The organism is Agromyces sp. NPDC055520 (genome assembly GCF_053619715.1).
Window position 1 is genome coordinate 1 of the sequence record NZ_JBSHJY010000045.1, and the last position, 26302, is coordinate 26302.

The following is a 26302-nucleotide window of genomic DNA, read 5'->3' on the forward strand; positions in this document are numbered from 1 at the left end:
TCGGCCCGATCGGGCCGACGCTCTTGTGCTGGTCTGTACAGAGCGTTTCGGTCACCGCGAATCGGCTGATTTGAGTTGGTCAGGAGCGATTCTCAGGTTCGCGGCGACTACACGCCATCGAGATTCTCGCCGAGTTCCGTCAGGATTCGGCGCAAATCCTGAACCGTTGCGAAATCAACGGTGATCTGGCCTTTTCTCGCCCCGAGCGCGATCTTCACGCGCGTGTTCAGCCGGTCGCCGAGTCGAGTCGCCAGGTCTTCGAGAAAGTCCTGGCGTTTGCCCGCCGCGGGCTTCGGTCGAGTGGTCTTGGGCTCCATGGTCGCCACAGCTTCGGCGGCGCGCACCGAGAGCTCCTCGTTCACGATCTTGTCGGCGAAGCGCTGCATCGCTGCGGCGTCGTCTCCGATCGACAGGATCGCCCGTGCGTGGCCGGCGCTCAGCACGCCGGCCGCGACCCGGAGTTGCACCGCCTCGGGAAGCCGCAGGAGGCGGAGCGTGTTCGAGATCTGCGGGCGCGACCTGCCGATCCTCGAGGCCAGTTCTTCTTGGGTGATGCCGAAGTCGGCGAGCAGCTGCTGGTACGCCGATGCCTCCTCCAACGGGTTCAGTTGCGAGCGATGCAGGTTCTCGAGCAGCGCATCGCGCAGCATGTCTTCGTTCGCCGTGTCTTTCACGACAGCGGGAATGCTGTCGAGCCCGGCTGCTTTGGTGGCGCGGAGCCGGCGCTCACCCATGACGAGTTCGTACTTGCCCGCAAGCTCGGGGTGGCGTCGAACGACGATCGGCTGCAGCACGCCGAACTCGCGAACGCTGTGCACGAGTTCAGCGAGGTCATCAGGGTCGAAGACACTGCGCGGCTGGTGCGCGTTGGGCACGATGTCGTTCGGATCGAGGTGCGCGAGGTGGGCTCCGGGTACGGAGATGAGCCCTTCGGCCGCAGCCGCTTCCTCCACGACGGCGACCGCCGTGGTCTGCCGTGTGTCGGAGTCGGGGAAGAACACATCGACGGGGCGGGCTCGCATGCTGTCGTCACCACTCGGGATCAGCGCGCCGATTCCGCGCCCGAGCCCGGTTCGTTTCGTTGCCATCAGTTCGACTCCTCGGGTGTTGCAGCGCCGCGACGGGCGATCTCGGCGGCAGCCTCTCGATATGACAGTGATCCAGTCGACCCGTAGTCGTAGCTGATCACGCTCTGCCCGTAGCTCGGTGCCTCGGAGACACGAACGGAACGCGGGATGATCGTATCGAGCGTCTGTGCGGGGAAGTGGTCGCGAACCTCTTGTGCGACCTGCTGGGCGAGGTTGGTGCGCGAGTCGTACATCGTCAGCAGAATCGTGGAGAGTCGCAGTTCGGGGTTGAGGTGCTTCTCGATCAGCTCGATGTTGCTGAGCAGCTGCGAGAGTCCTTCGAGCGCGTAGTACTCGCACTGGATGGGGATCAGCACCTCGCGGGCGGCCACGAACGCGTTGATCGTCAGCAGCCCGAGCGACGGTGGGCAGTCGATGAAGACGTAGTCGTAGGGGTGATCCATCGAAGCGAGGTGGGCGTCGAGTGCTCGGCGAAGGCGCTGCTCGCGGGCGACGAGGGAGACGAGTTCGATCTCGGCACCGGCGAGATGAATGGTCGCCGGCACGCAATCGAGGAGCTCGTGCTCGGTGGACCGCTGCACGACGTCGGCGAGCGAGACGTCGGAGACGAGCACCTCGTACACGCTCTTGCGCTCCGAGCGGTGATCGACGCCGAGCGCCGTCGACGCATTGCCTTGTGGGTCCAGATCGATCACCAGCACGCGCGCGCCGGCGCGCGCGAGCCCGGCAGCGAGATTCACGGCGGTCGTCGTCTTGCCGACGCCGCCCTTCTGGTTGGAGATCGTGAGCACACGAGTCGAAGGCGGCAAGGGGAGGACCGCTTCATCAAGAGCCATGCGTCGACGAGTCTCGTCGGCGAGTTCGTAAGCCAGGGGAGTTCCTCCGTGATCTGACGATGTTTCACGTGAAACATCAGGGGCTTCGGTTGGTACTGGGGGAGTGATGGGAGCATGGACTTGGCCGGGCGCCTGCGACGCATCGGGTGCCAGGTGCATCTCAGGGGCCGACCCGACTGGCCCGGCGGGTGGGGTCTGTGACATAGCCGGTGCGGCTACTGCGTCGGTCGTTGGCGGTGCGATGGGCGCCCCCGGTGCGGTCGCGTGCGGGGAGTTCACGGGATTCGATGCCCACTCATCAGCTGACGCCTCACCCAGCCGCGCTCCCGATTCGTGCTGCGCGTCGTCCGGCTGTCGGTCGTCGGGCCGTACTGGTGCGGAAGTGCTTTCGCTCTGGGGTTCGATCGCAGAGCCTGTTGCTGAGCTCACGGAGTGCGAGGTCTGCGTCGTCTCGTTCGGTACTTCGTCGATGCCCGTTTCGCGCGCGATGGCCTCCGGGGCGACGGCGTTCGGAGCGACGTCGGTTGGTATGGAGCTGTTCGCCTGTGCGCTTGCGCGGGCGACTGAGGGGCGCACGGGATGCAGGGCCGAGGCTGTTTCGGCTGTGGCGTCGCCGACGATCTCACGGATCAGGTCTTCAAGCAGCCGGTCGGGCGTCGCCGGATGAATCCCTGCAGCCGAGCCGACGGCGGCATCGTCATCACTCAGCGCAGCTGCCGTCGCCGCATCCCAGTCGATCCCACGCGGTACTCGCTGTTCGATCGGTGGTCGTGCGTCGTGCAAATCGAGGTTCGATCCACCCGGCCCGGCGATTGTCGCCGAGTCGTCGATCGACGCGGAGGTGGGATTGGATGCATCGTTCGTCGAAGTCGATGGCGTCGTCGCTCGCGGATGCATCGTCCCGTCCGTCGTGGGATCCGCATCAGTCGAAGAGCCCTGGTTCACGACAGAACCTTCGTTCGCGGCGACGCCGGCAGTCGGAGCCCCGGGAGGCTCAGTCCATGGCTGCGCCGGGACGACTGCGCTCGGGTCCGGTACGGACGGATCGACTGTCGAGAGCGGTGTGTTGGAGTTGATCGCCGTGACCGCACGGGATTCGGGGCTCCACTCGGAGATCACCGGGTCCTGCGCGGCCGTACCGACTTGACGCTGCGAGTCGGAATGTGCGGCGTCGGGTGTGGGCGGCGGTGCCGCCTTCGAGTGCGTGGTGCCACCGATCGGCTCTTCAGCATCGGGCTGAGGGCGCTTGCGATGAAACCATCCACGTCCCCCGCCCTGTGCCATGCCGACTGCTCCAAATCGTTGGTATTCGATCAATTCGACGTGCCCGTGCGATTGCCTCGATCCGAGAGTCAAGCCTAACCGTCGGGACCGACTCTCAAGTCGAAGACGAGCGAACTCGGCGAGATCGAGGCCGAATGTCCGGTGTAGAGGACCTGTCCGGGGATCCACCGGGCTCGATGAGGAGGTCTCGCCCGTGCGCTTCGAGCGGAACGGTGACTCTTCAGGCGCCCGGTGCGCTTGCTCCAAAGATGCCTCGCGGCGAAGGGCGGGTGTCGACTTTGGCAGGCATCACGCGCTCGAGCCCCACTCGGTGCTGGGCTGATGGGTGACCATTGGGGGAGCCCCGGAGCCCAACCTCTCGCGGCTCAGCCCGTCATCGTTTCACGTGAAACACCGGGTTCTGGGTGCTCTTCCGCCATCTCGGCGTGGATCCATCGCTTCAGGGGATGACCAAGAAGCGCGCGGCCGTACCCGTGTCACCATCACCAAGCTCCCATCGACTCGGTGGCCCGATGTTTCACGTGAAACGTGGGTTCCGGGTCGCAGTCGCCGGCTGCTTCTGAGTCCATCGATTCCCAGGCGTGACCTCAACGGGCGCGCCCGAGACGTGCCCACTTCACCGTATCCGTCCTCGCATCGGGCCACCGACTGCTTGGTGTTGGACATCTGATTCAGGATGGGTCGCATCTTCGCGTGGACCAATGGCGCCCATCGGGCGGCCCTCGAATTTCCCACTCAGGCATCCTCCGTTCACGCCCTCCGGGTCGCCTCGAGCCAATCCCTCGGATACCTCCCGCGTCACCGCCGATCCGCGGGAGCCACCGTTCTCATGGCTCACGTGGGTCACCGTCGATACGCGGGAGCCACCGCCCTTTTGACCGACGTGGGTCACCGCGTTCGCGATCTCGCCTCGAGGGAGTTCCCGGTTCTCGTCCGATCACCCATTCTCAGCGAGTCTTCAACTCACCAGTCTCATGGTCTCTTTCGGCAACCGCCAGCGGTGCCATCGCCCCCTGGTCACGTCGAGTCGCGGTCATCCGTATCATCGTCACGTCGCTGTGATCGGCGCCATCTCGCCGTTTGTCGTCATCGTCCTCATCAGCCTCGCGGCCTCTTCGATGTCAGCGCCGTCGCGATCACCTTGGGCCTCAACCCATCGAGGCGCCGGCCACATCGGCTGCAGCAGTCGGCGACCTGCACTGGCACGTCGATCGCGTACCGCGAGCGAACGATGGCGTTCACCTGAACCAGCTCTTCACATGCACGGAACGACGGCGATGACCGCGGGGCCCACCGCGGCCCCTCGCAGCACTCTCAAACCGACGACCACAGCAGCAACGGAGAGGCGCGCGTCACCGTCTGCGTGACGAGCACGGTCGCACCACGCAGTGAGGTGGGACGATGTGAGGCGCCGCTTCACCTGAGCCCCGGAGCCGGAACGATCGCCCCGCCGGCCGCCTCCTTCTGATTGCACAGCACGAGCACTGTCGTACCGGTGCCCCCAGCAGGGCGGCGCCGCCTCATCTCCCTGTCGCGGTCGCGACGAGTACACCGAATGGTCGCCCGGCGGAGGGATCCATCCGATCCCGGCTTCACCCGAACCCGTGAACGGAAGCCATCACCCCGCCGACCGCCGCCTCCTTCAGATCGCACAGCACACCCACTGTCGTACCGGTGCCCTCTGCCATCGGCACCTTCTCACCTCCGTCTCGCGACAAGTGCATCAATTGGCGCCGCTGTCGAAGGGAATCCAGCCGCCCCCGCACCACCCCTGCAGGCCCATCACGAGAGCACATGTTTCACGTGAAACGCGTGGCTTCGATCACATCGACCGGGGGTTGCCAGGCTCTCAATCTCGCGATCACCCGAATGCAGCTGACGAACACTGAGGGTCGTCTCCGAGCCCGCGACGTCGTCGCAGCACGTGGGCCTGTCTCATCCAGCCCGGGTGTGCATCCGCGCAACCACACGAAAGGAACCCCTGATTCCCATGAACGGATGGTGCGACAAGCCATGCGTGTGGTCCGACGAGATCCGCTCGTCTCGAACACCACGGGCCGCCCACGAACGTCACCGGTAGCAATCTCACAGAGCATCGTTTCACGTGAAACGGAGCAGTGGTGAGCCGTGCTGCAACATGCTCGACGCAGCCCTCGAGCGAGGGCTCGCCGGTCCGCTGCATTTGCGTGTGTCCTGTGCGAGAGCCGTCAGCAGGAACGGAGACCAGATCCCAACGGAACCAGGCGATGCCGACCCACGCGCCGCGTAGAGGGTCGACCTGAGTCGTCAACACCAGAGCAGACGACGACGCCGAGACCGATACCGATACCGATACTGCGATGGTGTCAGCGCGGACACGGCGCGCTGATCTGGGCAACATCCCGTCGCCCGATGTTTCACGTGAAACCGAAGAAGCAATCGAGCCACGCCAAAGGCCTCCTCCGTCAGTCGTAGACGCAGCCGGTGCAACGTTGCGGTCGATCCTTGCGACGTCGCCAACGTGCGGGAATACATAGCCGAGACCGAAGACAGAACGGGGGAGTCGGCAGGGACGCGCCCGCCGGGTCAGCCAGTCAATGTGGTCGAGAGAGCGGATCGGTTCGCTCCGTTGGAGTAGGTCTCAACACCCAAAGGCTCAACCGGGCGGGGTGGCGTTGACGTCCATGGGTTGGTCACGTCGCACACGGTCACGGCTCACCGCGCAGACACCTGGGCAATCACGACACAGCCGCCAATCGGCACCGTCGATACCCATCGCACCATGATCATGCAGAACGCGCGTCATCGAGATCGGTGCTGCGATCGCTGATCGCCTGACAGCTGAGATCACCCGCATACGAGCGGAGACCATGCCCGCCCGAACCGGGTCGCGCATTCGGAGACACGTCGCACCCGACAAGTCGCAGGGGTAGTCCATCCACGAGGAGGAGGGTGGGAACTCGCGGTTGGTGCAGACGTCGTGCCGGAGGATTCGATCCGCGACGCGTTCGAGGATTCAATCCGCTGAAGAGGCGAGACGAGTACGGAATCAGTGAGCGACCTCCGTGCATACAGCTGCCACGCGAAAGCGCCGCGCGAGCAGGGAAGTGATGCAACCAACCAGAAGTGATCGGCGTGCGCTCGCGTGTACTCGATCATTCAGACCCGTTGGCACACCCGACACTGAACGTGCATCGGTCGGTTGCTTGAGTCACTCGGGCAGGATCCTCCAACGCATGCTGTGCCCGAACGGCCCCGAACGAGCGCTGAACGGGACCCGAACTGGCGCTGGCCCGATCCGAGCACGATCGTGACGACCTCGAGGTGCGGCTCGTCGATCAGGCCGGCGGCGGTGACGGTGCTTCGCTCTGCGGGCTCTGCCCGCACGGGCATGGCTGTGCCATGCAGCGAACGACGTGGGGCGGCGCTTCGACATTCCAAGCCTCGGGCCTCAGTCGGTAGGACACGATGAACAGTGGCCTCTCCCGCTCGGGCGCATCCCGGCCGAGCGGCGGTTCGGCGCAGGTGGATTCGGTGAAGAGATCACCCCTCGAGACACCCGAACCTCGATGCCCACCAATCCCGCGGCTCCTGCGGCGCCCGCGAGCACACGCTACCGAGCCGCTCGGAGGGAGCGCCTCATCAGGTCCGCTGCGTCAGCGCCGACGTCGATTGCGCCGATGCACGCGCACAGACCTCTTCGCGCGGTGCGCCGACTTCGGGCTCGTCAGCGCCGAAAGCCCGGCCGCGCCCGACCGTCCCGCCGCAACCCGGGTGTCGCCGTCACACACCAACGACAGGAGAACTCAACGGACGGTGGCGCGGAAGACTCTGGTGACCTCGGAGACGACTCCTTCACCGAGCACGAGCACCTCGATGTCGTGCAGGTGGTACTTGCGGATGGCCTTCTCGGCCGCACCGATCTCGCCGTCGACCCCGGCGCCCTTCATCAGTACGAGCTCGCCACCCGGCCGCAACAGGGGAGCGGTCACGGGAATCAACGTGCGAAGCGCACTCACGGCGCGGGCCGTGACCTGATCGAGTGAATCGAAGAGCTTCGACTCCTCGGCCCGCGCACGTACCACGGTCACGTTCGATAGACCGAGTTCGTCGGCTTGACGCTCGAGCCAGGCAACACGTCGTTCCATCGGCTCGATCAGGGTGAACGAGACATCCGGTCGCATGATGGCCAACACGATGCCAGGCAGCCCGGCGCCGGAACCGACGTCGCCCACACGACCTGGCCGCAGTAGCGGCGCGACCAGGGCGCTGTTCAGAATGTGGCGAGTCCAGAGACGAGGCAATTCGAGCGGACCGATCAGCCCGAGCTCCTCACCGTGTCGAGCGAGCGCGTTCGCGAAAGCCCGACCGCGCTCGATGTGCTCGCCGAAGAGCGCGACGGCGGCTGCGGGCTCGGGCTCGACTGCGGCCGTGACTCCAGGTGCGTCGTTCATCGTTTCACGTGAAACGCCGGCGTCAGCCAACGCGAGTGATGACCGTGTGCCGGTCGGAGCCTTCGCCACGGGACTCCGAGTGCAGTCCGCGCTCCGCCACCAGGTCGTGCACGAGCTTGCGCTCGTACGACGACATGGGAGGAAGCGACGCCTCGGCCGCTCCACCCTCGAGCCGCTCGGCGGCACGCTCGACGAGGCCGGCGAGCTCGTCGCGACGCGCGTCGCGTGAACCGCCGATGTCGAGGATCAGTCGCGAGAACGCGCCGGTCTTCGTCTGCACGGCGAGACGCGTCAACTCCTGGAAGGCGCTCACCGTTTCGGGCTTCGCGAGCAGGTTGAGGTTGGCGCCCTCACCGGCGTTCACCGAGACGTAGGCACGGCCGTTGCGGGCGTCGATGTCGATATCACCATCGAGATCCATGATGTCGAGGAGCTCTTCGATGTAGTCGGCCGCGATGTCGCCCTCTTCTTCGAGCTGCGAGCTGGAGCGGTCGGTGGTGTCGTGCTGAACGTCGGTCATGGGTCTACTTCCCCTGCTTCTTGGCGCGAGCCTTGCTCACGGGCTGCTGACGCTGCGTCTTCTTCGCCTCGGGCGACTCGATCGCTGCTTCGGTCTTCTCTTCGACCACGAGCTTGCCTTTACGGGCGAGGCGCTCTTCACGGGCCTTCGCGGCCTCGCTGCCGGGTGTCGGCATGTTGCGGATGACCACGAACTGCTGACCCATCGTCCAGAAGTTCGAGACGAGCCAGTAGAACATGACGCCGATCGGGAAGGCGACACCAGAGAACGCGAAGACGAGGGGGAGCAGGTAGAGCATGATGCGCTGCTGGCGGAACATCGGGCTCGCCTTGGTCTCGGGCGACATGTTCTTCGAGACGATCTGCAGCTGGGTGATGAACTGCGATGCGGTCATCAGCACGATCATCGTCGCGGCGATCGCCATGACCTGCCAGGGGTACTCACCATTCATCGCACCGATGAACGTGCCCTTGAGGGGCGCGCCGAGAATCTCGGAGTTCGCGAACGAGTTCGCGAGTTCCTGCGTGAACACGCCGACGCCCGCCTTGTCGTGCTGCGCGTCGTTGAGCACCGAGAACAGACCGAAGAAGATCGGCATCTGCAGCAGCAGCGGCAGGCACGAGGAGAGCGGGTTGGTGCCCGTCTTCTTGTACAGGTCCATGGTCTCGCGCGACATCGCCTCGCGCGAGAACTGGTCTTTCTTGCCCTTGTACTTGTCTTGGATCTTCTTCAGCTGCGGCGCGACCTCGAGCATGCGGCGCTGGCTCTTGATCTGCTTGACGAAGATCGGGATGAGCGCTGCGCGCACGACGATGACGAGGCCGACGATCGACAGTACCCACGTCAGACCGGCGTCGGGGTCGAGGCCGAAGAACGTCCACATCGAGTGGAATGCGACGAGGATCAGCTCGATGACCCATTTGATGGGCCAGAGAACCAGGCTGATGATATCTGGCATTGGGTGGGTCAGTCCTTCCGGGACATGGTGGGGGAGGAGAGCGAGAGCCCGGCGTCGACGGATGCCACGTGGCCGACGGCACCCTCGGCGTGGACGTGGCGGTCGTGGCCGGCACCGAGTGCAGTGGATGTCGCGGCATCCGCCCACCCGGCGGGGATGACCCACCCGAAGCGAGTGATGCGATACCGGGAGTGCCTCGCGGCGCGGACGTCGTCGATGCCGCCGTCCGTCCAGGGGTTGCACCGGAGGATGCGCCACGCCGTGAGTGCGGAGCCGACGAGGAGGCCGCGCTGCTGCACAGAACCGAGCCCGTAGGCCGAGCACGACGGGTAGTACCGGCAGACGTCGCCGTACAGCGGAGAAATCGCGGCTCGATAGCCGCGGAGGAGAAGAACCCCGAGGTTGCGGGGGATGAGTGCGGCGAACAGGGCGGCGTTCTTCACGCTATTCGCCCTTCTCCTGAGGTGCCGACGACGATCGTGCGCGTCGGCGATGGAGCGCGCCGAGGACCTCGGCGCGAAGCTCCGTCCAATCTGCGTCGGACGCGGAGGGCAGTGCCCGCACGACGACATCGACGTCGGTGATGCCGTCGTCGAGCGCCTCGTGGCAGACCGCCTTCAAGCGACGGCGCACGAGATTGCGGCGAACGGCGCCGCCGACCTTCTTCGAGACGATGAAGCCGAAGCGTGCGTCGGTGCCCGACTCCCGTGAGCGCACATAGCTCACGGTGTGGGCACCGGCGACCTTCGCACCTCGGCGCACGATGACTCGGTAGTCGTCGGCGCTCGTGATGCGATTGGCTTTGGCGAGCACCGAAGAACTACGCGGAGAGCTCGGTGCGACCCTTGCCCCGGCGTGCCGACAGGATGGCACGGCCGGCGCGGGTGCGCATGCGAAGGCGGAAGCCGTGCTTCTTGGCGCGACGACGGTTGTTCGGCTGGAAAGTACGCTTGCTCATTCTTCTTCTCCGGCGTTCGGATCTCCTCGCCGAATTTCGCTGGTTTGCGTGAAGGCGGGAAAACTGGGTGCCCGTGACGGGCTGGGGTCAACTGATTAAAACTACGGCCTCGAGGCCTCGGGGTCAAACCGAACAGAGTCTCGACCGGCGCAGTTCAAAAGAGACAGTATCGTCCGAACCTCGGGATCGCCTGTGGAACGACACGCCGGCACTGTCGAATCCCTCAATCGGCATTTGTCGGGAGGCGGTTCCTCGGATAGCGTTTGACACCAGTTATCCCCAGCCTGGTGCGCGGATTCTCGGGCTTCTTCCGAAATCTCCCCACAGGCCGTGGACAACCTTGTGAACACCCGCCTCGCGCCGCTTGCTCCGTCGATCGGGGGATCGATGAGCGGCCAGACGACGGCAACGAATGATTGTGGGGAACGATGACGGAACAGCCCATCACGGATACGTGGGCGACGATCCTCGATCGGCTGTCAGACGACGACGCGATCACTCCGATGCTCCAGGGATTCCTGAACCTGGTCGAGCCCAAGGGCATCGCAGCGGGAACCTTCTACCTCGAGGTGCCGAACGACTTCACCGCGAGCATGCTCAATCAGCGCATGCGGGTCTCGCTGCTCTCGGCGATGAGCGTGGTCGAGGCACCGTCGCCGGTTACCTCCTTCTACGTCGTGGTGAATCCCGAACTCGAAGAGGCACGGGCGCCCGAGCCGCAGTCGCCGTTCGTCGACGAGATGCTCGATCCGGTCGAAATGCCCGCCTCCCCGCAGTCGGTGTTCGAGAACACGAGCCCCGTCGCCTCGCGCGACACCCGGCTGAATCCGAAGTACGCGTTCGACAGCTTCGTCATCGGCCAGTCGAACCGTTTCGCGCACGCGGCCGCGGTCGCTGTGGCCGAGGCGCCGGCGAAGGCCTACAACCCGCTCTTCATCTACGGCGACTCGGGTCTGGGCAAGACCCACCTGCTGCACGCCATCGGCCACTACGCGATGAGCCTGTATCCCGGCATCCGCGTGCGGTACGTGTCATCCGAAGAATTCACGAACGATTTCATCAACTCGATCGCCAACAACCGCGGATCCCTCTTCCAGCAGCGGTACCGCAACATCGACATCCTGCTGATCGACGACATCCAGTTCCTGCAGGGCAAGGCCGAGACGCAAGAGGCCTTCTTCCACACCTTCAACACGCTGCACGACCACAACAAGCAGGTCGTGATCACGAGCGATGTGCCGCCGAAGCACCTCACGGGGTTCGAAGACCGTATGCGCAGCCGCTTCGAGTGGGGCCTCATCACCGACGTGCAGGCGCCCGACCTCGAGACGCGCATCGCGATCCTGCGCAAGAAGGCGCAGTCCGAACGCCTCCAGGTGCCCGACGACATCCTCGAGTACATGGCGTCGAAGGTCTCGTCGAACATCCGCGAGCTCGAGGGCACCCTCATCCGTGTCACGGCGTTCGCGAGCTTGAATCGCACCCCGGTCGACATGCCGCTCGTGCAGACGGTGTTGAAAGACCTGATCACGGATGACTCGGACAATGTGGTCGCGCCGGTGGACATCATCACCGCGACAGCCGACTACTTCAAGCTGACCGTCGACGACCTCTACGGTTCGAGCCGGTCGCAGGCCGTGGCCACCGCTCGTCAGATCGCGATGTATCTCTGCCGTGAGCTCACGAGCCTGTCGCTGCCGAAGATCGGCCAGCTCTTCGGCAATCGCGACCACACGACGGTCATGTACGCGAACAAGAAGATCTCGGAGCTCATGAAAGAGCGGCGGTCGATCTACAACCAGGTCACCGAGCTCACGGCACGCATCAAGCAGGTCAGCCGCTACCGCTGAGTTTCGAGTCAGGCGCAGGTCTCGATACGGCGCCGGCGCGCCTACTCGACCACCGGCGAGGCGGCGCCGGCGCGCCTACTCGACCACCGGCAAGGCGGCGCCGGCGCGCCTGCCCGACCGCCGAAACGGGGTCTGCAGCGCCTCTGCACGCCTCTGCGACCCGATTCCCACAGTTGTGGAGAACCTGTGGATTGTTAACGAGCAACCGCCCAGCGCCTGTTGAGACAGCGCGCCTGCCTGTGCACAACGGTGTCCAGTGTTCGGCATCGCGCCGCAGCATCCACTCGTGAACCCACACACTGTGCACAGATCGATTGCCCCGACTTCGGCGTCGTTCCGCGGGTCTCAGAACACCATCCACAGTTTCCACAGCGGTTAACACTGTTAAGAGTTAAGGGTTTAAGCAGGGATTCCCACAACCTCGAAGATCGGCGGGCCTCGAGCGACGTTTCGAGGGCGATCTGCGGCGGGCACGAATCGCCCGCCTCGAAACGATCACTGCGGATAGCATGGGAGCCACCTCAGCGACATCCACGACGGGAGAACCGTGAAGTTCCAGGTCAACCGCGACGTCTTCAGTGAAGCCGTTTCATTCGCCGTCAAGCTGCTGCCACAGCGCACCACGCTGCCGATCCTGTCGGGCGTGCTCATCCAGGCGAACGCCGACGGTCTCGTACTCTCCTCGTTCGATTACGAGGTCTCCTCGCAGACCGAGATCCAGGCCGACGTCGAAGAGCAGGGCACCGTGCTCGTCTCCGGTCGCCTCCTCGCCGAGATCGCCGGCCGTCTGCCGAACGCACCCGTACGCGTGTCGACCGAAGAGAGTCGCATCTCGGTCAGTTGCGGTTCCGCGAGCTTCACGTTGTTGTCGATGCCGGTCGAGGAGTACCCCTCCATTCCCGAGATCGGCGAACAGTCGGGCGTCGTACCGGCCGAGGAGTTCGCATCCGCCGTCGCTCAGGTCGCCGTCGCCGCGTCGCGCGACGACGTGACGCCCGTCATCACGGGAGTGCAACTCGAGGTGCGCGAGAACAACCTCAGCCTCGTCGCGACCGACCGCTACCGTGTCGCGGTGCGCGAACTCGACTGGGACGGCGGCAACGTCGCGAGCGAAGAGTCGGTCACGGCCCTCGTACCGGCCCGCACGCTGCAAGAGGTCGGCAAGACCTTCGGTCACTCGGGCACGATCTCGGTCTCGATCACGAGCCGCGACGACCGCGAACTCATCGCCTTCAGCGCCGAGAAGAAGACGGTGACGTCACTGCTCATCAAGGGCAACTTCCCGCCCGTGCGACGGCTCTTCCCCGAGACGGTCGACAACTACGCGGTCGTCAACACGGCAGAGCTCATCGAGGCGACTCGTCGTGTCGCCCTCGTGCTCGAGCGCGAAGCCGCCCTGCGTTACACGTTCACGGCCGACGGGCTCACCCTCGAGGCGATCGGCAGCGAGCAGGCCCAGGCTTCCGAGTCGATCGACGCCATCCTTACGGGCGACGACACGGTCGTGTCGCTCAAGCCGCAGTTCCTGCTCGACGGCCTCGGCGCCGTGCACTCGGAGTTCGTGCGCGTCTCGTTCACGAAGACCGAGAACCCGAACAAGCCGGGCCCAGTGCTCATCACGAGCCAGTCGTCGCGCGAGCAGGCCGGCGCCGACAGCTACCGTTACCTGCTGCAGCCCAACCTGCTGCTGCGCTGACCGGGCCACCGGGTCTCGATACGCTCGCTTCGCTCGCTCCTCGACCACCGTGGGCGGGGTGTCGGCCGTGCGGGGTAGCGTGAGCAGGGTGGGATTCGATCGCTCCGGGGCATCCGGATGCCTCGTTGCTGAAGGGAGCCCTGCGTGCACGTCGTCCGGCTCTCGTTGACCGACTACCGCAACTACGCGCGCGCCGAACTCGAGCTCGGTCCGGGCGCGACGGTGCTCGTCGGCCGCAACGGGCAGGGCAAGACCAACCTCGTCGAGGCGATCGGCTACCTCGCGACGCTCGGCTCGCACCGTGTCACGGGTGATCAGGCGCTCATCAGGGCCGGCGCCGATGCCGCGATCGTACGTGCGCTGCTCGCGCACGGCGATCGTGAGCTGCTCGTCGAACTGCAACTCAACCGGCAGGGCGCCAATCGGGCGCAACTGAACCGATCGGCGGTGAAGACGCGTGAGCTGCCGCGCTACGCGCACAGCGTGCTCTTCGCTCCCGAAGACCTGGCGATCGTACGCGGCGAGCCCTCGGTGCGCCGGCGCCTGCTCGACGAGCTGCTCGTGCAGCGCACGCCCCGACTCGCGGGCGTCATGGCCGACTACGACCGCGTGCTCAAGCAGCGCAACTCGCTGCTGAAGAGCGCCAGGGCCCGCGGGCTCGCGGTCGACAAGTTGACCACCCTCGACATCTGGGACGAACGGCTGGTCGCGCTCGGCGCGGAGCTCATCGATCAGCGGCTCTCGCTCATCGACGAACTGCGAGCGCCATTGGCCGCGGCGTACCGGGCGATCGTCGACGAGGATCACGGTCCGGGGATGACGCCGTCGCTCTCGATCGACGGCGCAGATCCCGATGCCGAACCGCGAGACGACGCCCAGAGCGCCCGAACGGCCGAACCGACGGCCGGCACCCGTGAACGCTTCGCCGAGGCATTGCGTGCGCTGCGCTCGAAAGAGCTCGAGCGCGGCGTCACGCTCGTCGGGCCGCATCGCGACGACGTCGTGCTCCTGCTCAACGGGCTGCCGGCGAAGGGATACGCGAGTCACGGCGAATCGTGGTCGTTCGCGCTCGCCCTGCGCTTGGCGTCGGCCGAGCTGTTGCGACGCGATTCGACGACCGGGGATCCGGTGCTCGTGCTCGACGATGTGTTCGCCGAACTCGACCGGCTGCGCCGCGAGCGGCTGGCGCAGGCGATCTCGGGGTTCGAACAGGTGCTCGTGACGGCGGCCGTGCTCGAAGACGTGCCGGCTCCGCTCGTTGCACGCATCGTCCACATCGAGGGCGGGCGCATCGTCGAGGGCTCGTCGACAGAGCCCGAATCACCCGGCGCAGCGGCAGCGACCGTAAGAGCCACCGCGACCGCGGGCACCGAAGCAGAGGTGGCCGATGTCTGAGGCATCCCGCGTCTACCAGCACTTCCGTGAGATCTTCGGCGGCGAGCCACGCACGCGTACTGGTCGCCCAGGCCGAGTGCGCACGCGCGAGGCATCCGGCAGCGAGCCGTTCAGCCCGGGCCGCGACCCGAAACCGCTCGCCGACACGATCGATTCACTGAGCTCGCAGCTCGGCTGGAACGGCCCTCTCTCGCAGCACGACGTGCTCGCCTCATGGGCCGACATCGCGGGCGAAGAGACGGCGCGGCACTCCGAACCGATCGCGATCGAGGGCGGGGTGCTGCAGGTGCGCTGCGAGTCGACGGCGTGGGCGACGCAACTGCGCATGATGCGCACGCAGATCGTCACCGAGATCACGAAGAGGTTCCCCGGGGCCGGTGTCGACACGATCCGCTTTCAAGGGCCGGATGCCCCTACCTGGAAAAAGGGCCCTAGATCGGTTCCAGGGCGCGGTCCACGCGATACCTACGGCTAGGCAGGCAAATTCGGTCACTTCGAAGCTGATATCGCCCCAGATCGGCGCTTCGAGCTTTGCGGCGACCCTCGATTTGATAGGATCGAGAGTCGCCAGAATGACGGTCAGGAGCCCGATTCACACATGACAGCGGAACCGAAGAAGGCCCAGCAGTCACCGGCTTACGGTGCTGATGAGATTCAAGTCCTCGAGGGCCTCGAAGCGGTTCGCAAGCGGCCGGGTATGTACATCGGCTCGACGGGCCCGAGGGGCCTGCACCATCTCGTCTCCGAGATCGTCGACAACTCGGTCGACGAGGCGCTTGCGGGCCATGCCACCACGATCGACGTGACGATTCTTCCCGACGGCGGTGTGCGCGTCGTCGACGACGGGCGCGGCATGCCGGTCGACATCCACAAGACCGAGGGCCGCTCCGCCGTCGAGGTCATCCACACCGTGCTGCACGCCGGCGGCAAGTTCGGCGGCGGCGGCTACGCGGTCTCGGGCGGTCTGCACGGCGTCGGCGCCTCGGTCGTGAACGCGCTCTCGTCTCGCTTCGAGGTCGAGGTGCGCCGGCAGGGCCACATCTGGCGTCAGACCTACCATCTCGGCGTGCCCGACGCACCGCTCTCGAAAGACGAGTCGATCCCCGACTCGGTCACCGGCACGACGACGACGTTCTGGCCGACGCCCGACATCTTCGAGACCGTCGAGTTCGACTACGAGACCCTGCGCAGCCGCTTCCAGCAGATGGCCTTCCTCAACAAGGGCCTGCGCATCACCCTCACCGACGAGCGCGTCGGTCACGTCGAGATCGACCCACACGACACGGCGACGAGCGAGGCGGATGCCGCGGCTCCCGGCCCTCGCACCGACACGTTCCTCTACGAGCGGGGCCTCGTCGACTACGTCGAGTACCTCAACCGTTCGAAGAAGTCCGATCTCGTCAACGAAGAGATCATCTCCTTCGAGTCGGAGGACACCGATCGCAAGATCGCCCTCGAGGTCGCGATGCAGTGGACGACGTCGTACACCGAGTCGGTGCACACCTACGCGAACACGATCAACACCCACGAGGGCGGCACCCACGAAGAGGGCTTCCGCGCCGCACTCACGACCCTCGTCAACAAGTACGCCCGCGAGAAGGGCATCATCAAGGAGAAGGACGACAACCTCTCCGGCGACGATGTGCGCGAGGGCCTGACCGCCGTCATCTCGGTGAAGCTCGCCGAACCGCAGTTCGAGGGCCAGACGAAGACGAAGCTCGGCAACACCGAGGCGAAGTCGTTCGTGCAGAAGGTCACCGCCGATCAGCTCGGCGACTGGTTCGAGCGCAACCCCACTGTGGCGCGAGACATCATCCGCAAGGCGATCCAGGCGGCGACCGCCCGTATCGCGGCGCGCAAAGCGCGTGAAGCGACACGGCGCAAGGGCCTGCTCGAGTCGGGCGGCATGCCCGGCAAGCTGAAGGACTGCTCGTCGAAAGACCCCTCGGTCTCAGAGATCTTCATCGTCGAGGGCGACTCGGCCGGCGGCTCCGCCGTGCAGGGCCGCAACCCCGAGACGCAGGCGATCCTGCCGCTTCGCGGAAAGATCCTCAACGTCGAGAAGGCCCGCCTCGACCGTGCCCTCGCCAACAACGAGGTGCAGGCCATGATCACGGCGTTCGGCGCCGGCATCGGTGAAGACTTCAACCCCGAGAAGGCCAGGTACCACAAGATCGTGCTCATGGCCGACGCCGACGTCGACGGCCAGCACATCACGACGCTGCTGCTGACCCTGCTGTTCCGGTACATGCGTCCGCTCATCGAGCTCGGCTACGTGTACCTCGCGCAGCCGCCGCTCTACCGGCTCAAGTGGACGAACGCCGAGCACGAGTACGTCTACTCCGACAAGGAGCGCGACGCACTGCTCACGGCGGGCGTCGCGGCCGGCAAGCGCATCCCGAAAGACAACGGGGTGCAGCGCTACAAGGGTCTCGGCGAGATGAACCACCAAGAGCTGTGGGAGACCACGATGAACCCCGAGACCCGCACGCTGCTGCAGGTCACCATGGACGACGCGGCCGCCGCCGACGAGATCTTCTCGACCCTGATGGGCGAAGATGTCGAGAGCCGCCGCAACTTCATCCAGAAGAACGCGAAGGACGTGCGTTTCCTTGACATCTGATGTGATCAACCCGGGCGGCGAAGGCAACGGCGACGGCCCCGGCATCCACGGCCGCATCGACCAGGTCGATCTGCAGCTCGAGATGCAGCGCTCGTACCTCGACTACGCGATGAGCGTCATCGTCGGGCGCGCGCTGCCCGACGTGCGCGACGGCCTGAAGCCCGTGCACCGCCGCGTCATCTACGCGATGTACGACGGCGGCTACCGCCCCGACCGCGCGTTCTCGAAGTGCGCCCGTGTCGTCGGCGACGTCATGGGCCAGTTCCACCCGCACGGCGACACGGCGATCTACGACGCCCTCGTGCGTCTCGTGCAGCCGTGGAGCCTGCGCTACCCGCTCGCGCTCGGCCAGGGCAACTTCGGTTCACCCGGCAACGACGGTGCCGCCGCCCCTCGATACACCGAGACCAAGATGGCTCCGCTCGCGCTCGAGATGGTGCGCGACATCGAGAAAGACACCGTCGACTTCCAGGACAACTACGACGGTCGCACGCGAGAGCCGTCGATCCTGCCGGCGCGGTTCCCGAACCTGCTCGTCAACGGCTCGGTCGGCATCGCGGTCGGTATGGCGACGAACATCCCGCCGCACAACCTGCGCGAGGTGGCATCGGGCGCCCAGTGGTATCTCGAGCACCCCGAGGCATCCAGAGAAGAACTGCAGGAAGCGTTGATTCAGCGCATCAAGGGACCCGACTTCCCGACCGGCGCGCAGATTCTCGGGGTCAAGGGCATCAACGACGCCTACCGCACCGGCCGCGGCTCGATCACGATGCGCGCAGTCGTCTCGGTCGAAGAGCTGCAGGGTCGCACCTGTCTCGTCGTGACCGAACTGCCCTACCAGGTCAACCCCGACAACCTCGCGATCAAGATCGCCGACCTCGTCAAAGACGGCAAGGTCGGCGGCATCGCCGACATCCGCGACGAGACCTCGGGCCGCACCGGCCAGCGCCTCGTGATCGTGCTGAAGCGCGATGCGGTCGCGAAGGTCGTGCTCAACAACCTGTACAAGCACACCTCGCTGCAAGAGAATTTCGGCGCGAACATGCTCGCGATCGTCGACGGGGTGCCGCGCACCCTCTCGATCGACGGGTTCATCGCGCACTGGGTCGACCACCAGATCGAAGTGATCGTGCGCCGCACGCAGTACCTGCTGCGCGAGGCCGAGGCCCGCATGCACATCCTGCGCGCCTACCTCAAGGCCCTCGACGCCCTCGACGAGGTCATCGCCCTCATCCGCCGCTCACCCACCGTCGAAGAGGCCCGCGACGGCCTCATCGAGCTGCTCGTCATCGACGAGCTGCAGGCGAAGGCGATCCTCGAGCTGCAGCTGCGCCGTCTCGCCGCTCTGGAGCGGCAGAAGATCGTGGACGAGGCCGAAGAGCTCGCCCTGCTGATCGCCGACTACGAGTCGATCCTCGCCTCGCCCGAGCGCCAGCGCACGATCGTCTCCAACGAACTCGCCGAGATCGTCGCGAAGTACGGCGACGACCGTCGCACGCACATCCTGCCGGGCTACGACGGCGACATGTCGGTCGAAGACCTCATCCCCGAGGAGGAGATGGTGGTCACCGTCACACGCGGCGGCTACGTCAAGCGCACGCGCAGCGACAACTACCGATCGCAGCACCGCGGCGGCAAGGGCGTCAAGGGTGCGCAGCTGCGCGCCGACGACGTCGTCGAGCACTTCTTCGTCACCACGACGCACCACTGGCTGCTGTTCTTCACGAACATGGGCCGTGTCTATCGGGCGAAGGCGTACGAGATCCAGGAGGCCGGCCGCGACGCGAAGGGCCAGCACGTCGCGAACCTGCTCGAGATGCAGCCCGACGAGCAGATCGCCGAGATCCTCGACATCCGCGACTACGGCGTGGCGCAGTACCTCGTGCTCGCCACCCGCGACGGCCTCGTCAAGAAGACCGAGCTCACGGCATACGACACCAACCGCTCGCGCGGCGTCATCGCGATCAACCTGCGCGAGGGCGACGAGCTCGTCTCGGCGATGCTCGCCGATGAAGACGACGAGATCCTGCTGGTCTCGAAGAAGGGCATGTCCCTGCGCTTCGCGGCGACCGACGAGGCGCTCCGGCCCATGGGCCGCTCGACCTCGGGTGTCAAGGGCATGTCGTTCCGATCGGGCGACCAGTTGCTCGAGGCATCCGTCGTCGCCGGCTCGCTGGGTGAAGCGCTCGACGTGGCCGATGCGCCTGACGTGGCCGACGGCGCCGGCGATTCCGGCGATTCCGGCGTGGCAGACAGTGTCGCCGACGACGCACGGTTCGTCTTCGTGGTCACCGAGGGCGGCTACGCCAAGCGCACCGCGGTCGACCAGTACCGCCTGCAGAATCGCGGCGGTCTCGGCATCAAGGTGGCGAAGCTGAGCGAAGATCGCGGCGATCTCGCCGGCGCCCTGATCGTCGGAACCGACGACGAGGTGCTTGTGGTTCTTGCCAGCGGCAAGGTGGTACGCTCTGACGTCGCCGAGGTTCCCGCCAAGGGCAGGGACACGATGGGCGTCGTGTTCGCGAAGTTCGCGAACGACGACCGGATCATCGCCATCGCGAAGAATTCCGAACGGAATCTCGTGGAGGAGGCCGCAGAGTCCGAAGCGGCCGAGCCCGCGCGAGAGGAGTAACCCTACATGAGTAGCGTCGCCGAGAAGCTGGCCCGCAAGTCCAACCGCAAGACCCCTGCCAAGCAGGTGCGCCTTCGCCTGGTCTACATCGATTTCTGGTCGGCGGTGAAGCTGTCGTTCCTCGTCGCCGTGTGCCTCGCGGTCGTGAGCATCGTCGCGACGTTCCTCATCTACACGGTGCTGAACTCGACCGGCATCTTCCAGAAGATCAACGAGCTCGTGCAAGACGTGGCGGGCGCCGGCGGCGACCTGACGTCGATCCTGTCGCTCGGCAATGTGATGGGCTTCGCCGTCGTGGCGGCGCTGCTGAACCTCGTCGTCACCACAGCACTCGGGGCGATCATCGCGGTGCTCTACAACCTGAGCGTCAAGATCACGGGCGGCATCCTCGTCGGGTTCACCAACAACTGACGCCGCCCTCGGCCCGATTCGGAGATTTCCGGCACGTCCGGTAGTGTTTCCTCTGGCCGAAATTCGGGGATATAGCTCAGGCGGTTAGAGCGCTTCGCTGATAACGAAGAGGTCCGAGGTTCAAGTCCTCGTATCCCCACTCCGTACAATTCCATAACCTTGGATGCTTCGGCATCCGTTCGGGGCCTTAGCTCAGTTGGTAGAGCGCCTGCTTTGCAAGCAGGATGTCAGGAGTTCGAATCTCCTAGGCTCCACAGTTTTCAGACACGTCGAACCGCCGGCGCCGACGCGCCCGTGTTCAGTCGATCATGGTGACGTCGTCGAGTTTCCAGGTCCCGTCGAATGCGGCGGGTGTGGGGCCGTAGATGCGGAAGTACGCGAACCATCCGCGCCCCGGGAGGGTCTGCACCCACGCAGCCGCGTCGGCGTCCCCCTGCTCGGGACCGAAGGCGATGTCGACGTGGTCGGCGTCGAGCTTGCCGTCGAGTTCGAACAGCGACCTGACCGCGGCGGCGCCTTGCGGGGTGTCGATCTGCGAGCGGGTCTGGGCGTCGTAGACCGTGAGCGACCAGAACAAGCCAGCCGGAACCGGCAGAGGTACCCGGAGTCGGTACGAGCGGCCGCCGTCGAGGTACATGTCGGCGGCATCGCGGGCGACGAACCAGTAGAGCGAACCGGTGCCGGCCTGTCGGCGGAACATCACCGGTGAAGTCGCGATGGCCTGGAAGAACCAGGTCTCCCGTGCGTCGACGTCGACACGTCCGTCGATCTCGAAGTCGGCGTTTTCGGGACGCAGGGTCACCCATTCCCAGTGCCGCTCCGGCCAGACCACCCGATCCGGGCGGCGGTCCGCCAGCGACTGCACCCGGAGTTGCGCATCCGCGTCTTCGGCTGCTTCGGTGAGGATGCGGGTCATCCGGTCGTCGGGCTCGAAGGGGGCGTCCGCACGGATCCCGAGCACGGCGAGCTCGCCGATGTACGCGCGATCGCCGGCGTGTACGGGTTCCGTGCTGACGTAGTCGTGCACGAGGCGCCAGTACTCGAGGGTGCCCTGCACGGACGACGGCGTGGTGTCTTGAGGGATCCCGGTCAGCTCGATCCACGTGGGCTGCTGCCAGGCGGCATCATCGTGCAGCGGAACCACGCGCACGGACCTGAGCAACTCGACGGCGGCATCGACGTCGCCGTGCTGCGGGATGGCCCGCAACCCCACCACGACGCGGTTGCCGAGGGCCTGATGCACGAAGCCGTCGTGCGGCAGCTCGCCGTCGTAGGCAGCGGGCAGGAACACGTGCCGGCCACCCTTGCCGGCGTCCGGCCCGGGGATGCCAAGGTCGGCGATCCAGCTCTGGTCGACGTTCAACGCGGCACCCACGATCGGCCCCGGCGGAATGACCACCACGAGCGGACCTGCGGTGACGTCGATCAGCACCGGCGCATACGGGGTATCGGAGTTCAGCGTGAATCCGACCTGACCCGGCCGGGTGTCCATCGTGCCGAACACCCGGTTGGGCTCCACACCCACGGCCCGGGTGCCGGCGAAGATCGCCAGCCCCGACACGGCGGCGAAGAAATGCTTGTAGCAGGTGATCGCGCGCGCGTAGTCGGCGTCGTCGTAGGCGGACGCGATGGTCTGATCGGTGGGGAACCCGCCATTGAATTCGTAGTCGTTGCGGGGTGCCATGCGGAGCCTCCTCGATCGATGATCGCGGGCGTCGCGCTCGCGCACGCTCAGCTTCTCACGGCCTCAGAATCGTGACCAGCATCGACGCGGGCGACGACCGCTACAGTGTCTCAATGGACATCCGCATCGCTGCGTACGGGGTCATCATCCGCGACGAGCGGATCCTGCTCTCGCACTGGAATGAGCACGGTCGCTCGGGGTGGACCTTGCCGGGCGGCGGCATCGAGGACGCCGAGCACCCGGTGGCAGCGGCGCGGCGCGAGATCTTCGAGGAGACCGGGTACGAGGCATCCATCGACCGGCTGCTCGGCATCGACACCATGGTCGTGCCGGCAGCGAAACGGCACTCGGGCGCGACGCCGCTCTATGCGATGCGCGTGATCTACCGGGCGAGCGTGACCGGCGGCGAGCTGCGCAACGAGGTCGACGGTTCGAGCGACGAGGCCGGCTGGTTCGCGCTCGCAGAGGTGCCGCGGCTCAAGCGCGTGAGTCTGCTCGACATCGCATTGCGGCTGAACGCGGCCGAGCCGGCCGACGGAGTGCCACCGGCCGCGCAGGCGTAGCGGGCGACGACGGGACGGCGAGAGCGCGGTCGAGAAACCGGGCGAGAGCGCACGCCCGCGCGCCCGCGGCCGTGTCGCCGACGTTCCGACCGACGTGGTCGAACCGTTCGCGACACGGCCGCGGGTGGCCGAGCTCCCCGCGGGCCGGCGAATCGCACGTGCTGCGACGCCGACCTGCGGGGGCCTGGCTGAGGTGGTGCTGATGATGGTGCGCATGACGACTCAGATCAGCGGCTGCGCGATCACGGCGATGCGCTGGAACTCCTCGGCGTGCAGGCGTGCTGCAGCCAGTTCGTTCCTGCGTCGCTCTGAGACGGCGCTGTGCGTGCGCTGTTCGTCGCGGCGGCGGCCCCAGGCGATGAGCGCGAGGCCGGTGCGTCGTGCGATGCGCTCGTGGAGCTGTCGTGCGTCGACACGGAGGGTGGAGACCTGAGTCGATGAGACTCGGCCGGCGGTGATCGTGCTGGTATTCACGGTGATTCCTTCTGTGTGTTGGGTTGGGTGTTTGCGGTCGGAGGGGTCGAGGTCGCGTCGCCGTCGGTCGCGACGGGCAGCGGGGCGCGCTGGAGCACGTGAGTGTGCTGCTCGCGTCACCGGCGAACAGGCGTGAGCCCGAGACATCCACTGGCCGACGGTGCGGCGGCCGACCGCACGGGTCGGCGAAGGGATGCACGACGGATGCCGCTGGGTCACGCCCGAAGGGCGGAGTGGACGGTCAGGCGCGAACGCGCGAGACGTCGGGGCGAACTGCTAGCAGGCCCGAGGCGCGAGGAGGACTCCCGTGTGGGCTGCAGTAAATGCCGGCTCGAAGATGTGCTTCATCATGGGTATCAACTCCTCTCTGCTTGGCGTGTTGGACACCGATTGAAGACACTAGCGGCATTTTCACGTCGACCGCAAGGCTGTTTCACAGATTCGTCGAGAATCAGGGTGGGCACTGAGATCGGGGGGCGGATGCCGCGTAGCGAGGTGCGCTGTCGGGAGACGCCGATGGCCCCGCCTGGATCAGGCGAGGCCATCGGGAAGTGCGGGGTGGGTCAGGCGCTGGGGCTCGACCCGGCTGCCGGCTCGTCGTCGGCGACCCACAGCTCGTCGTCGGCGCGGAACGTCTGCCAGACGGCGTATGCGACGCCCGCCGCAGCGAGGATGCCGGCGCCGATCGCGAGATACGTGCCGAAGCCCGGCCCGCGCTTCTCCTTGACGACGACGGCCGCACGCGGCGAGACGCGCTCGAGGGCGCGGCGCACCCGGGCGTCGTTGGCGATGTCGCCGATCGACAGCACCGAGCCGAGCGCGTTGCCCACGGTGCGCTCCATGGTGTCGCCCGCGGCACGCGCGACGGTGCTCGCGCGCTGCACGTTGGGGCGCACGTAGCTGTCGTACCCGGTGCGAACGCGTGGCACGACCTCTTCGCGCGTGAGGTGACCGAGTTGACGGCTGGCCTCACGGGCGACGGCGTTGGCGTGCTCGAGCACGTGCTGCTGGTTCTCCCAGAGTTCCCCAGCGTTGCTCTGCAGTCGCTTGAGTTCCTTCCGGCGCTTGCGTGACAGGCTCATCTCGACCTCCATCGATGTGCAGCGAACCCCTCCATCTTGCCACCGAAACAGCTGGAAGCGGGGTGGGAGTCCGAATACGGCATGGCGTCCGGCGAATCCACCCGTGACAGAATATGAGGATGCCGATTCCTACTGCAGTCGCGACGCTCAACACCAACCACGGACCGATCAAGGTCGACCTCTACGGCGACCACGCCCCGAAGACGGTCAAGAACTTCGTCGGCCTCGCCACCGGCGAGATCGAATGGACCCACCCCGCCACCGGCGAGAAGTCCACCGCGCCGCTCTACGACGGCGTCATCTTCCACCGCATCATCCCCGGCTTCATGATCCAGGGCGGCGACCCGCTCGGTCAGGGCGTCGGCGGCCCCGGCTACCAGTTCGACGACGAGATCACCTCTGAACTCGACTTCACCGAGCCCTACGTGCTCGCCATGGCCAACGCCGGCATCCAGGGCGGACGCGGCACCAACGGGTCGCAGTTCTTCATCACGGTCGGCCCCACGACGTGGCTGCAGGGCAAGCACTCCATCTTCGGCAAGGTGACCGACTCCGCGAGCCAGGCCGTCGTCGACAAGCTCGCCGCTGTGGCGACCGACGGTCGCGACAAGCCTCTCGAAGACATCGTCATCGAGAGCGTCACCGTCGAGCAGCTCTGACCCGCGGGTGAGCGACTGGGGGCCTGATCGGGCGAACTTCTGCTACCGGCATCCTGATCGACAGAGCTACATCCTCTGTCAACGATGCGGGCGCACGATCTGCCCCGAGTGCCAGACCCAGGCCCCGGTCGGGGTCATCTGCCCCGAATGCATGCGCGAGCAGCGCGCGAGCGCGCCCCGCACCAAGCCGGCCGTGCTGACACGCGTGCGCTCGGCCGCCGGGCGCGGAGCGCCGGTGGTGACGTATGCGCTCATCGGCATCACGTTTGCGGTGTTCCTGCTGCAACTCGTGCCGGGGCTCGCGATCACGGACCGACTGCTCTATGCCGGCGTCTATTCGTTGCCCGGCAACTTCGAGCCGTGGCGACTGTTCACGTCGATCTTCGTGCACTCGACCGGTCTGATCTTCCATGTGCTGCTCAACATGTACACGCTGTGGATCTTCGGTCAGTTGCTCGAGCGCATGCTCGGCCGGTGGCGATTCCTCGCGCTGTACCTCATCGCGGGGCTCGGCGGCTCGGTCGGCGTGCTCTGGCTGGGTGACCCGCGGGTGGCCGTGGTCGGCGCCTCGGGCGCCATCTTCGGTCTCATGGGCGCGTTCCTGGTGATCCAGCGCCGTCTCGGCGGGCAGACGACGCAATTGTTCGTGCTGCTCGGCATAAACCTCGTGATCGGGTTCATCCCCGGGTTCAACATCGCCTGGCAGGCGCACCTCGGCGGACTCCTCGTCGGCGCGCTCATCGGGTTCATCTACATCGAGACCCGCAAGCCGGCACAGCAGAAGCTGCAGATCTGGCTCCTCGTGGCGGTGGCGGTCGTGCTGTTGCTGTTGAGCATGCGCTACTTCGTCTTCGCGCCGGTGTTCTGACCCAGAAGTTATCCACAGCACTTTCCACAGCTGGGGAGAGTTACACGCGTGTAATTGTCGTCATTACGGGGGACACGGGCCCTCGAGGTTGTCCACAGCCTGTGGACAACTGCGCATCGCACGCGCCGGATTCGGGCGCGACGGCGCCGGTTTCAGACAAGACGGGCCGGTTTCAGACATGACAGGGGGGCGGATGCCGCGGCATCCGCCCCCCTGTCGATCGTTGGTGCGCCGGCGAACGCCAGCGGGTCGTCATGAGGCAGCCGACGAAGGCGATGCCGAAGCCGC

The 26302-nt window shown here is 66.1% G+C and carries 21 protein-coding genes and 2 tRNA genes; 12 read left to right on the forward strand and 11 right to left on the reverse strand.

The features are described 5' to 3' along the window. Positions 1-107: 107 nt before the first annotated feature. The 8 genes from ACWGST_RS14430 to rpmH all read right to left on the reverse strand — a co-directional run bounded on the left by ACWGST_RS14430 (position 108) and on the right by rpmH (position 10077). Complete coding sequence (locus ACWGST_RS14430) at positions 108-1088, reverse strand: ParB/RepB/Spo0J family partition protein (protein ID WP_452047359.1); 981 nt, start codon at positions 1086-1088, stop codon at positions 108-110. Further along, a complete protein-coding gene (locus tag ACWGST_RS14435) occupies positions 1088-3208 on the reverse strand; it encodes an AAA family ATPase (protein WP_452047377.1) in 2121 nt (706 codons plus the stop codon). Before ACWGST_RS14435 ends, ACWGST_RS14430 begins: the two co-directional genes overlap by 1 nt. Before the next feature lie 3785 nt (positions 3209-6993). Then, positions 6994-7641: a 16S rRNA (guanine(527)-N(7))-methyltransferase RsmG gene (gene rsmG / locus ACWGST_RS14440; protein WP_452047360.1), complete on the reverse strand. Its 648-nt coding sequence runs from the start codon at positions 7639-7641 to the stop codon at positions 6994-6996. A 22-nt stretch (positions 7642-7663) separates the two neighbouring features. Continuing rightward, positions 7664-8161 (reverse strand): Jag family protein, encoded by a 498-nt coding sequence (locus tag ACWGST_RS14445; RefSeq protein WP_452047361.1) that lies wholly within the window; start codon positions 8159-8161, stop codon positions 7664-7666. Positions 8162-8165: 4 nt separating this feature from the next. Then, complete coding sequence (gene yidC, locus ACWGST_RS14450; RefSeq protein WP_452047362.1) at positions 8166-9119, reverse strand: membrane protein insertase YidC; 954 nt, start codon at positions 9117-9119, stop codon at positions 8166-8168. Between the two features lie 8 nt (positions 9120-9127). Beyond that, a complete protein-coding gene (yidD, locus tag ACWGST_RS14455; RefSeq protein ID WP_452047363.1) occupies positions 9128-9562 on the reverse strand; it encodes a membrane protein insertion efficiency factor YidD in 435 nt (144 codons plus the stop codon). 1 nt (position 9563) lies between these two features. Beyond that, complete coding sequence (rnpA, locus tag ACWGST_RS14460; protein ID WP_452047364.1) at positions 9564-9932, reverse strand: ribonuclease P protein component; 369 nt, start codon at positions 9930-9932, stop codon at positions 9564-9566. Positions 9933-9939: 7 nt separating this feature from the next. Next, positions 9940-10077, reverse strand: a complete 138-nt coding sequence (gene rpmH / locus ACWGST_RS14465; protein WP_022892375.1) for a 50S ribosomal protein L34 — start codon at positions 10075-10077, stop codon at positions 9940-9942. Positions 10078-10505: 428 nt separating this feature from the next. Between rpmH and dnaA the strand changes: the two genes are divergently transcribed. From dnaA to ACWGST_RS14510, 9 genes are all read left to right on the forward strand, one after another. After that, positions 10506-11927: a chromosomal replication initiator protein DnaA gene (gene dnaA, locus ACWGST_RS14470; protein WP_452047365.1), complete on the forward strand. Its 1422-nt coding sequence runs from the start codon at positions 10506-10508 to the stop codon at positions 11925-11927. 547 nt (positions 11928-12474) lie between these two features. Next, positions 12475-13623 carry a DNA polymerase III subunit beta gene (gene dnaN / locus ACWGST_RS14475; protein ID WP_452047366.1) on the forward strand — a complete coding sequence of 383 codons (1149 nt, stop codon included), beginning with the start codon at positions 12475-12477 and terminating at the stop codon, positions 13621-13623. Positions 13624-13767: 144 nt separating this feature from the next. Continuing rightward, entirely contained in the window at positions 13768-15018 is a 1251-nt protein-coding gene (gene recF / locus ACWGST_RS14480) for a DNA replication/repair protein RecF (protein WP_452047367.1), read from the forward strand. Beyond that, positions 15011-15493 carry a DUF721 domain-containing protein gene (locus tag ACWGST_RS14485; protein ID WP_452047368.1) on the forward strand — a complete coding sequence of 161 codons (483 nt, stop codon included), beginning with the start codon at positions 15011-15013 and terminating at the stop codon, positions 15491-15493. The genes recF and ACWGST_RS14485 overlap by 8 nt, the downstream gene beginning before the upstream one ends. A 123-nt stretch (positions 15494-15616) precedes the next feature. After that, complete coding sequence (gyrB, locus tag ACWGST_RS14490) at positions 15617-17641, forward strand: DNA topoisomerase (ATP-hydrolyzing) subunit B (protein WP_452047369.1); 2025 nt, start codon at positions 15617-15619, stop codon at positions 17639-17641. Beyond that, positions 17631-20273, forward strand: a complete 2643-nt coding sequence (gyrA, locus tag ACWGST_RS14495; protein WP_452047370.1) for a DNA gyrase subunit A — start codon at positions 17631-17633, stop codon at positions 20271-20273. The genes gyrB and gyrA overlap by 11 nt, the downstream gene beginning before the upstream one ends. A gap of 6 nt (positions 20274-20279) precedes the next feature. Beyond that, positions 20280-20684 carry a DUF3566 domain-containing protein gene (locus tag ACWGST_RS14500; RefSeq protein WP_056654760.1) on the forward strand — a complete coding sequence of 135 codons (405 nt, stop codon included), beginning with the start codon at positions 20280-20282 and terminating at the stop codon, positions 20682-20684. Positions 20685-20749: 65 nt separating this feature from the next. Beyond that, positions 20750-20823 (forward strand) — tRNA-Ile (locus ACWGST_RS14505). A gap of 42 nt (positions 20824-20865) precedes the next feature. Beyond that, positions 20866-20938: transfer RNA gene (locus ACWGST_RS14510), tRNA-Ala, on the forward strand. Between the two features lie 44 nt (positions 20939-20982). Here the strand turns inward: ACWGST_RS14510 and ACWGST_RS14515 are convergent. Further along, the gene (locus tag ACWGST_RS14515; protein WP_452047371.1) at positions 20983-22368 is read right to left on the reverse strand and encodes a DUF1214 domain-containing protein; all 1386 of its coding nucleotides are present in this window, start codon (positions 22366-22368) and stop codon (positions 20983-20985) included. A 71-nt stretch (positions 22369-22439) separates the two neighbouring features. Between ACWGST_RS14515 and ACWGST_RS14520 the strand changes: the two genes are divergently transcribed. Next, a complete protein-coding gene (locus ACWGST_RS14520) occupies positions 22440-22931 on the forward strand; it encodes an NUDIX hydrolase (protein ID WP_452047372.1) in 492 nt (163 codons plus the stop codon). Between the two features lie 222 nt (positions 22932-23153). Here ACWGST_RS14520 and ACWGST_RS14525 read toward each other — a convergent pair whose 3' ends face one another. Further along, on the reverse strand, positions 23154-23405 hold the full coding sequence (locus tag ACWGST_RS14525; RefSeq protein WP_452047373.1) for a hypothetical protein: 252 nt from the start codon (positions 23403-23405) through the stop codon (positions 23154-23156). Positions 23406-23968: 563 nt separating this feature from the next. Beyond that, positions 23969-24487, reverse strand: coding sequence for a hypothetical protein (locus tag ACWGST_RS14530; protein WP_452047374.1), 519 nt, complete (start codon positions 24485-24487; stop codon positions 23969-23971). 119 nt (positions 24488-24606) lie between these two features. Between ACWGST_RS14530 and ACWGST_RS14535 the strand changes: the two genes are divergently transcribed. Together ACWGST_RS14535 and ACWGST_RS14540 are read left to right on the forward strand one after the other, a co-directional pair. Then, complete coding sequence (locus tag ACWGST_RS14535; RefSeq protein WP_452047375.1) at positions 24607-25146, forward strand: peptidylprolyl isomerase; 540 nt, start codon at positions 24607-24609, stop codon at positions 25144-25146. Between the two features lie 151 nt (positions 25147-25297). Then, entirely contained in the window at positions 25298-26014 is a 717-nt protein-coding gene (locus ACWGST_RS14540; protein ID WP_452047376.1) for a rhomboid family intramembrane serine protease, read from the forward strand. Positions 26015-26302: the final 288 nt, after the last annotated feature.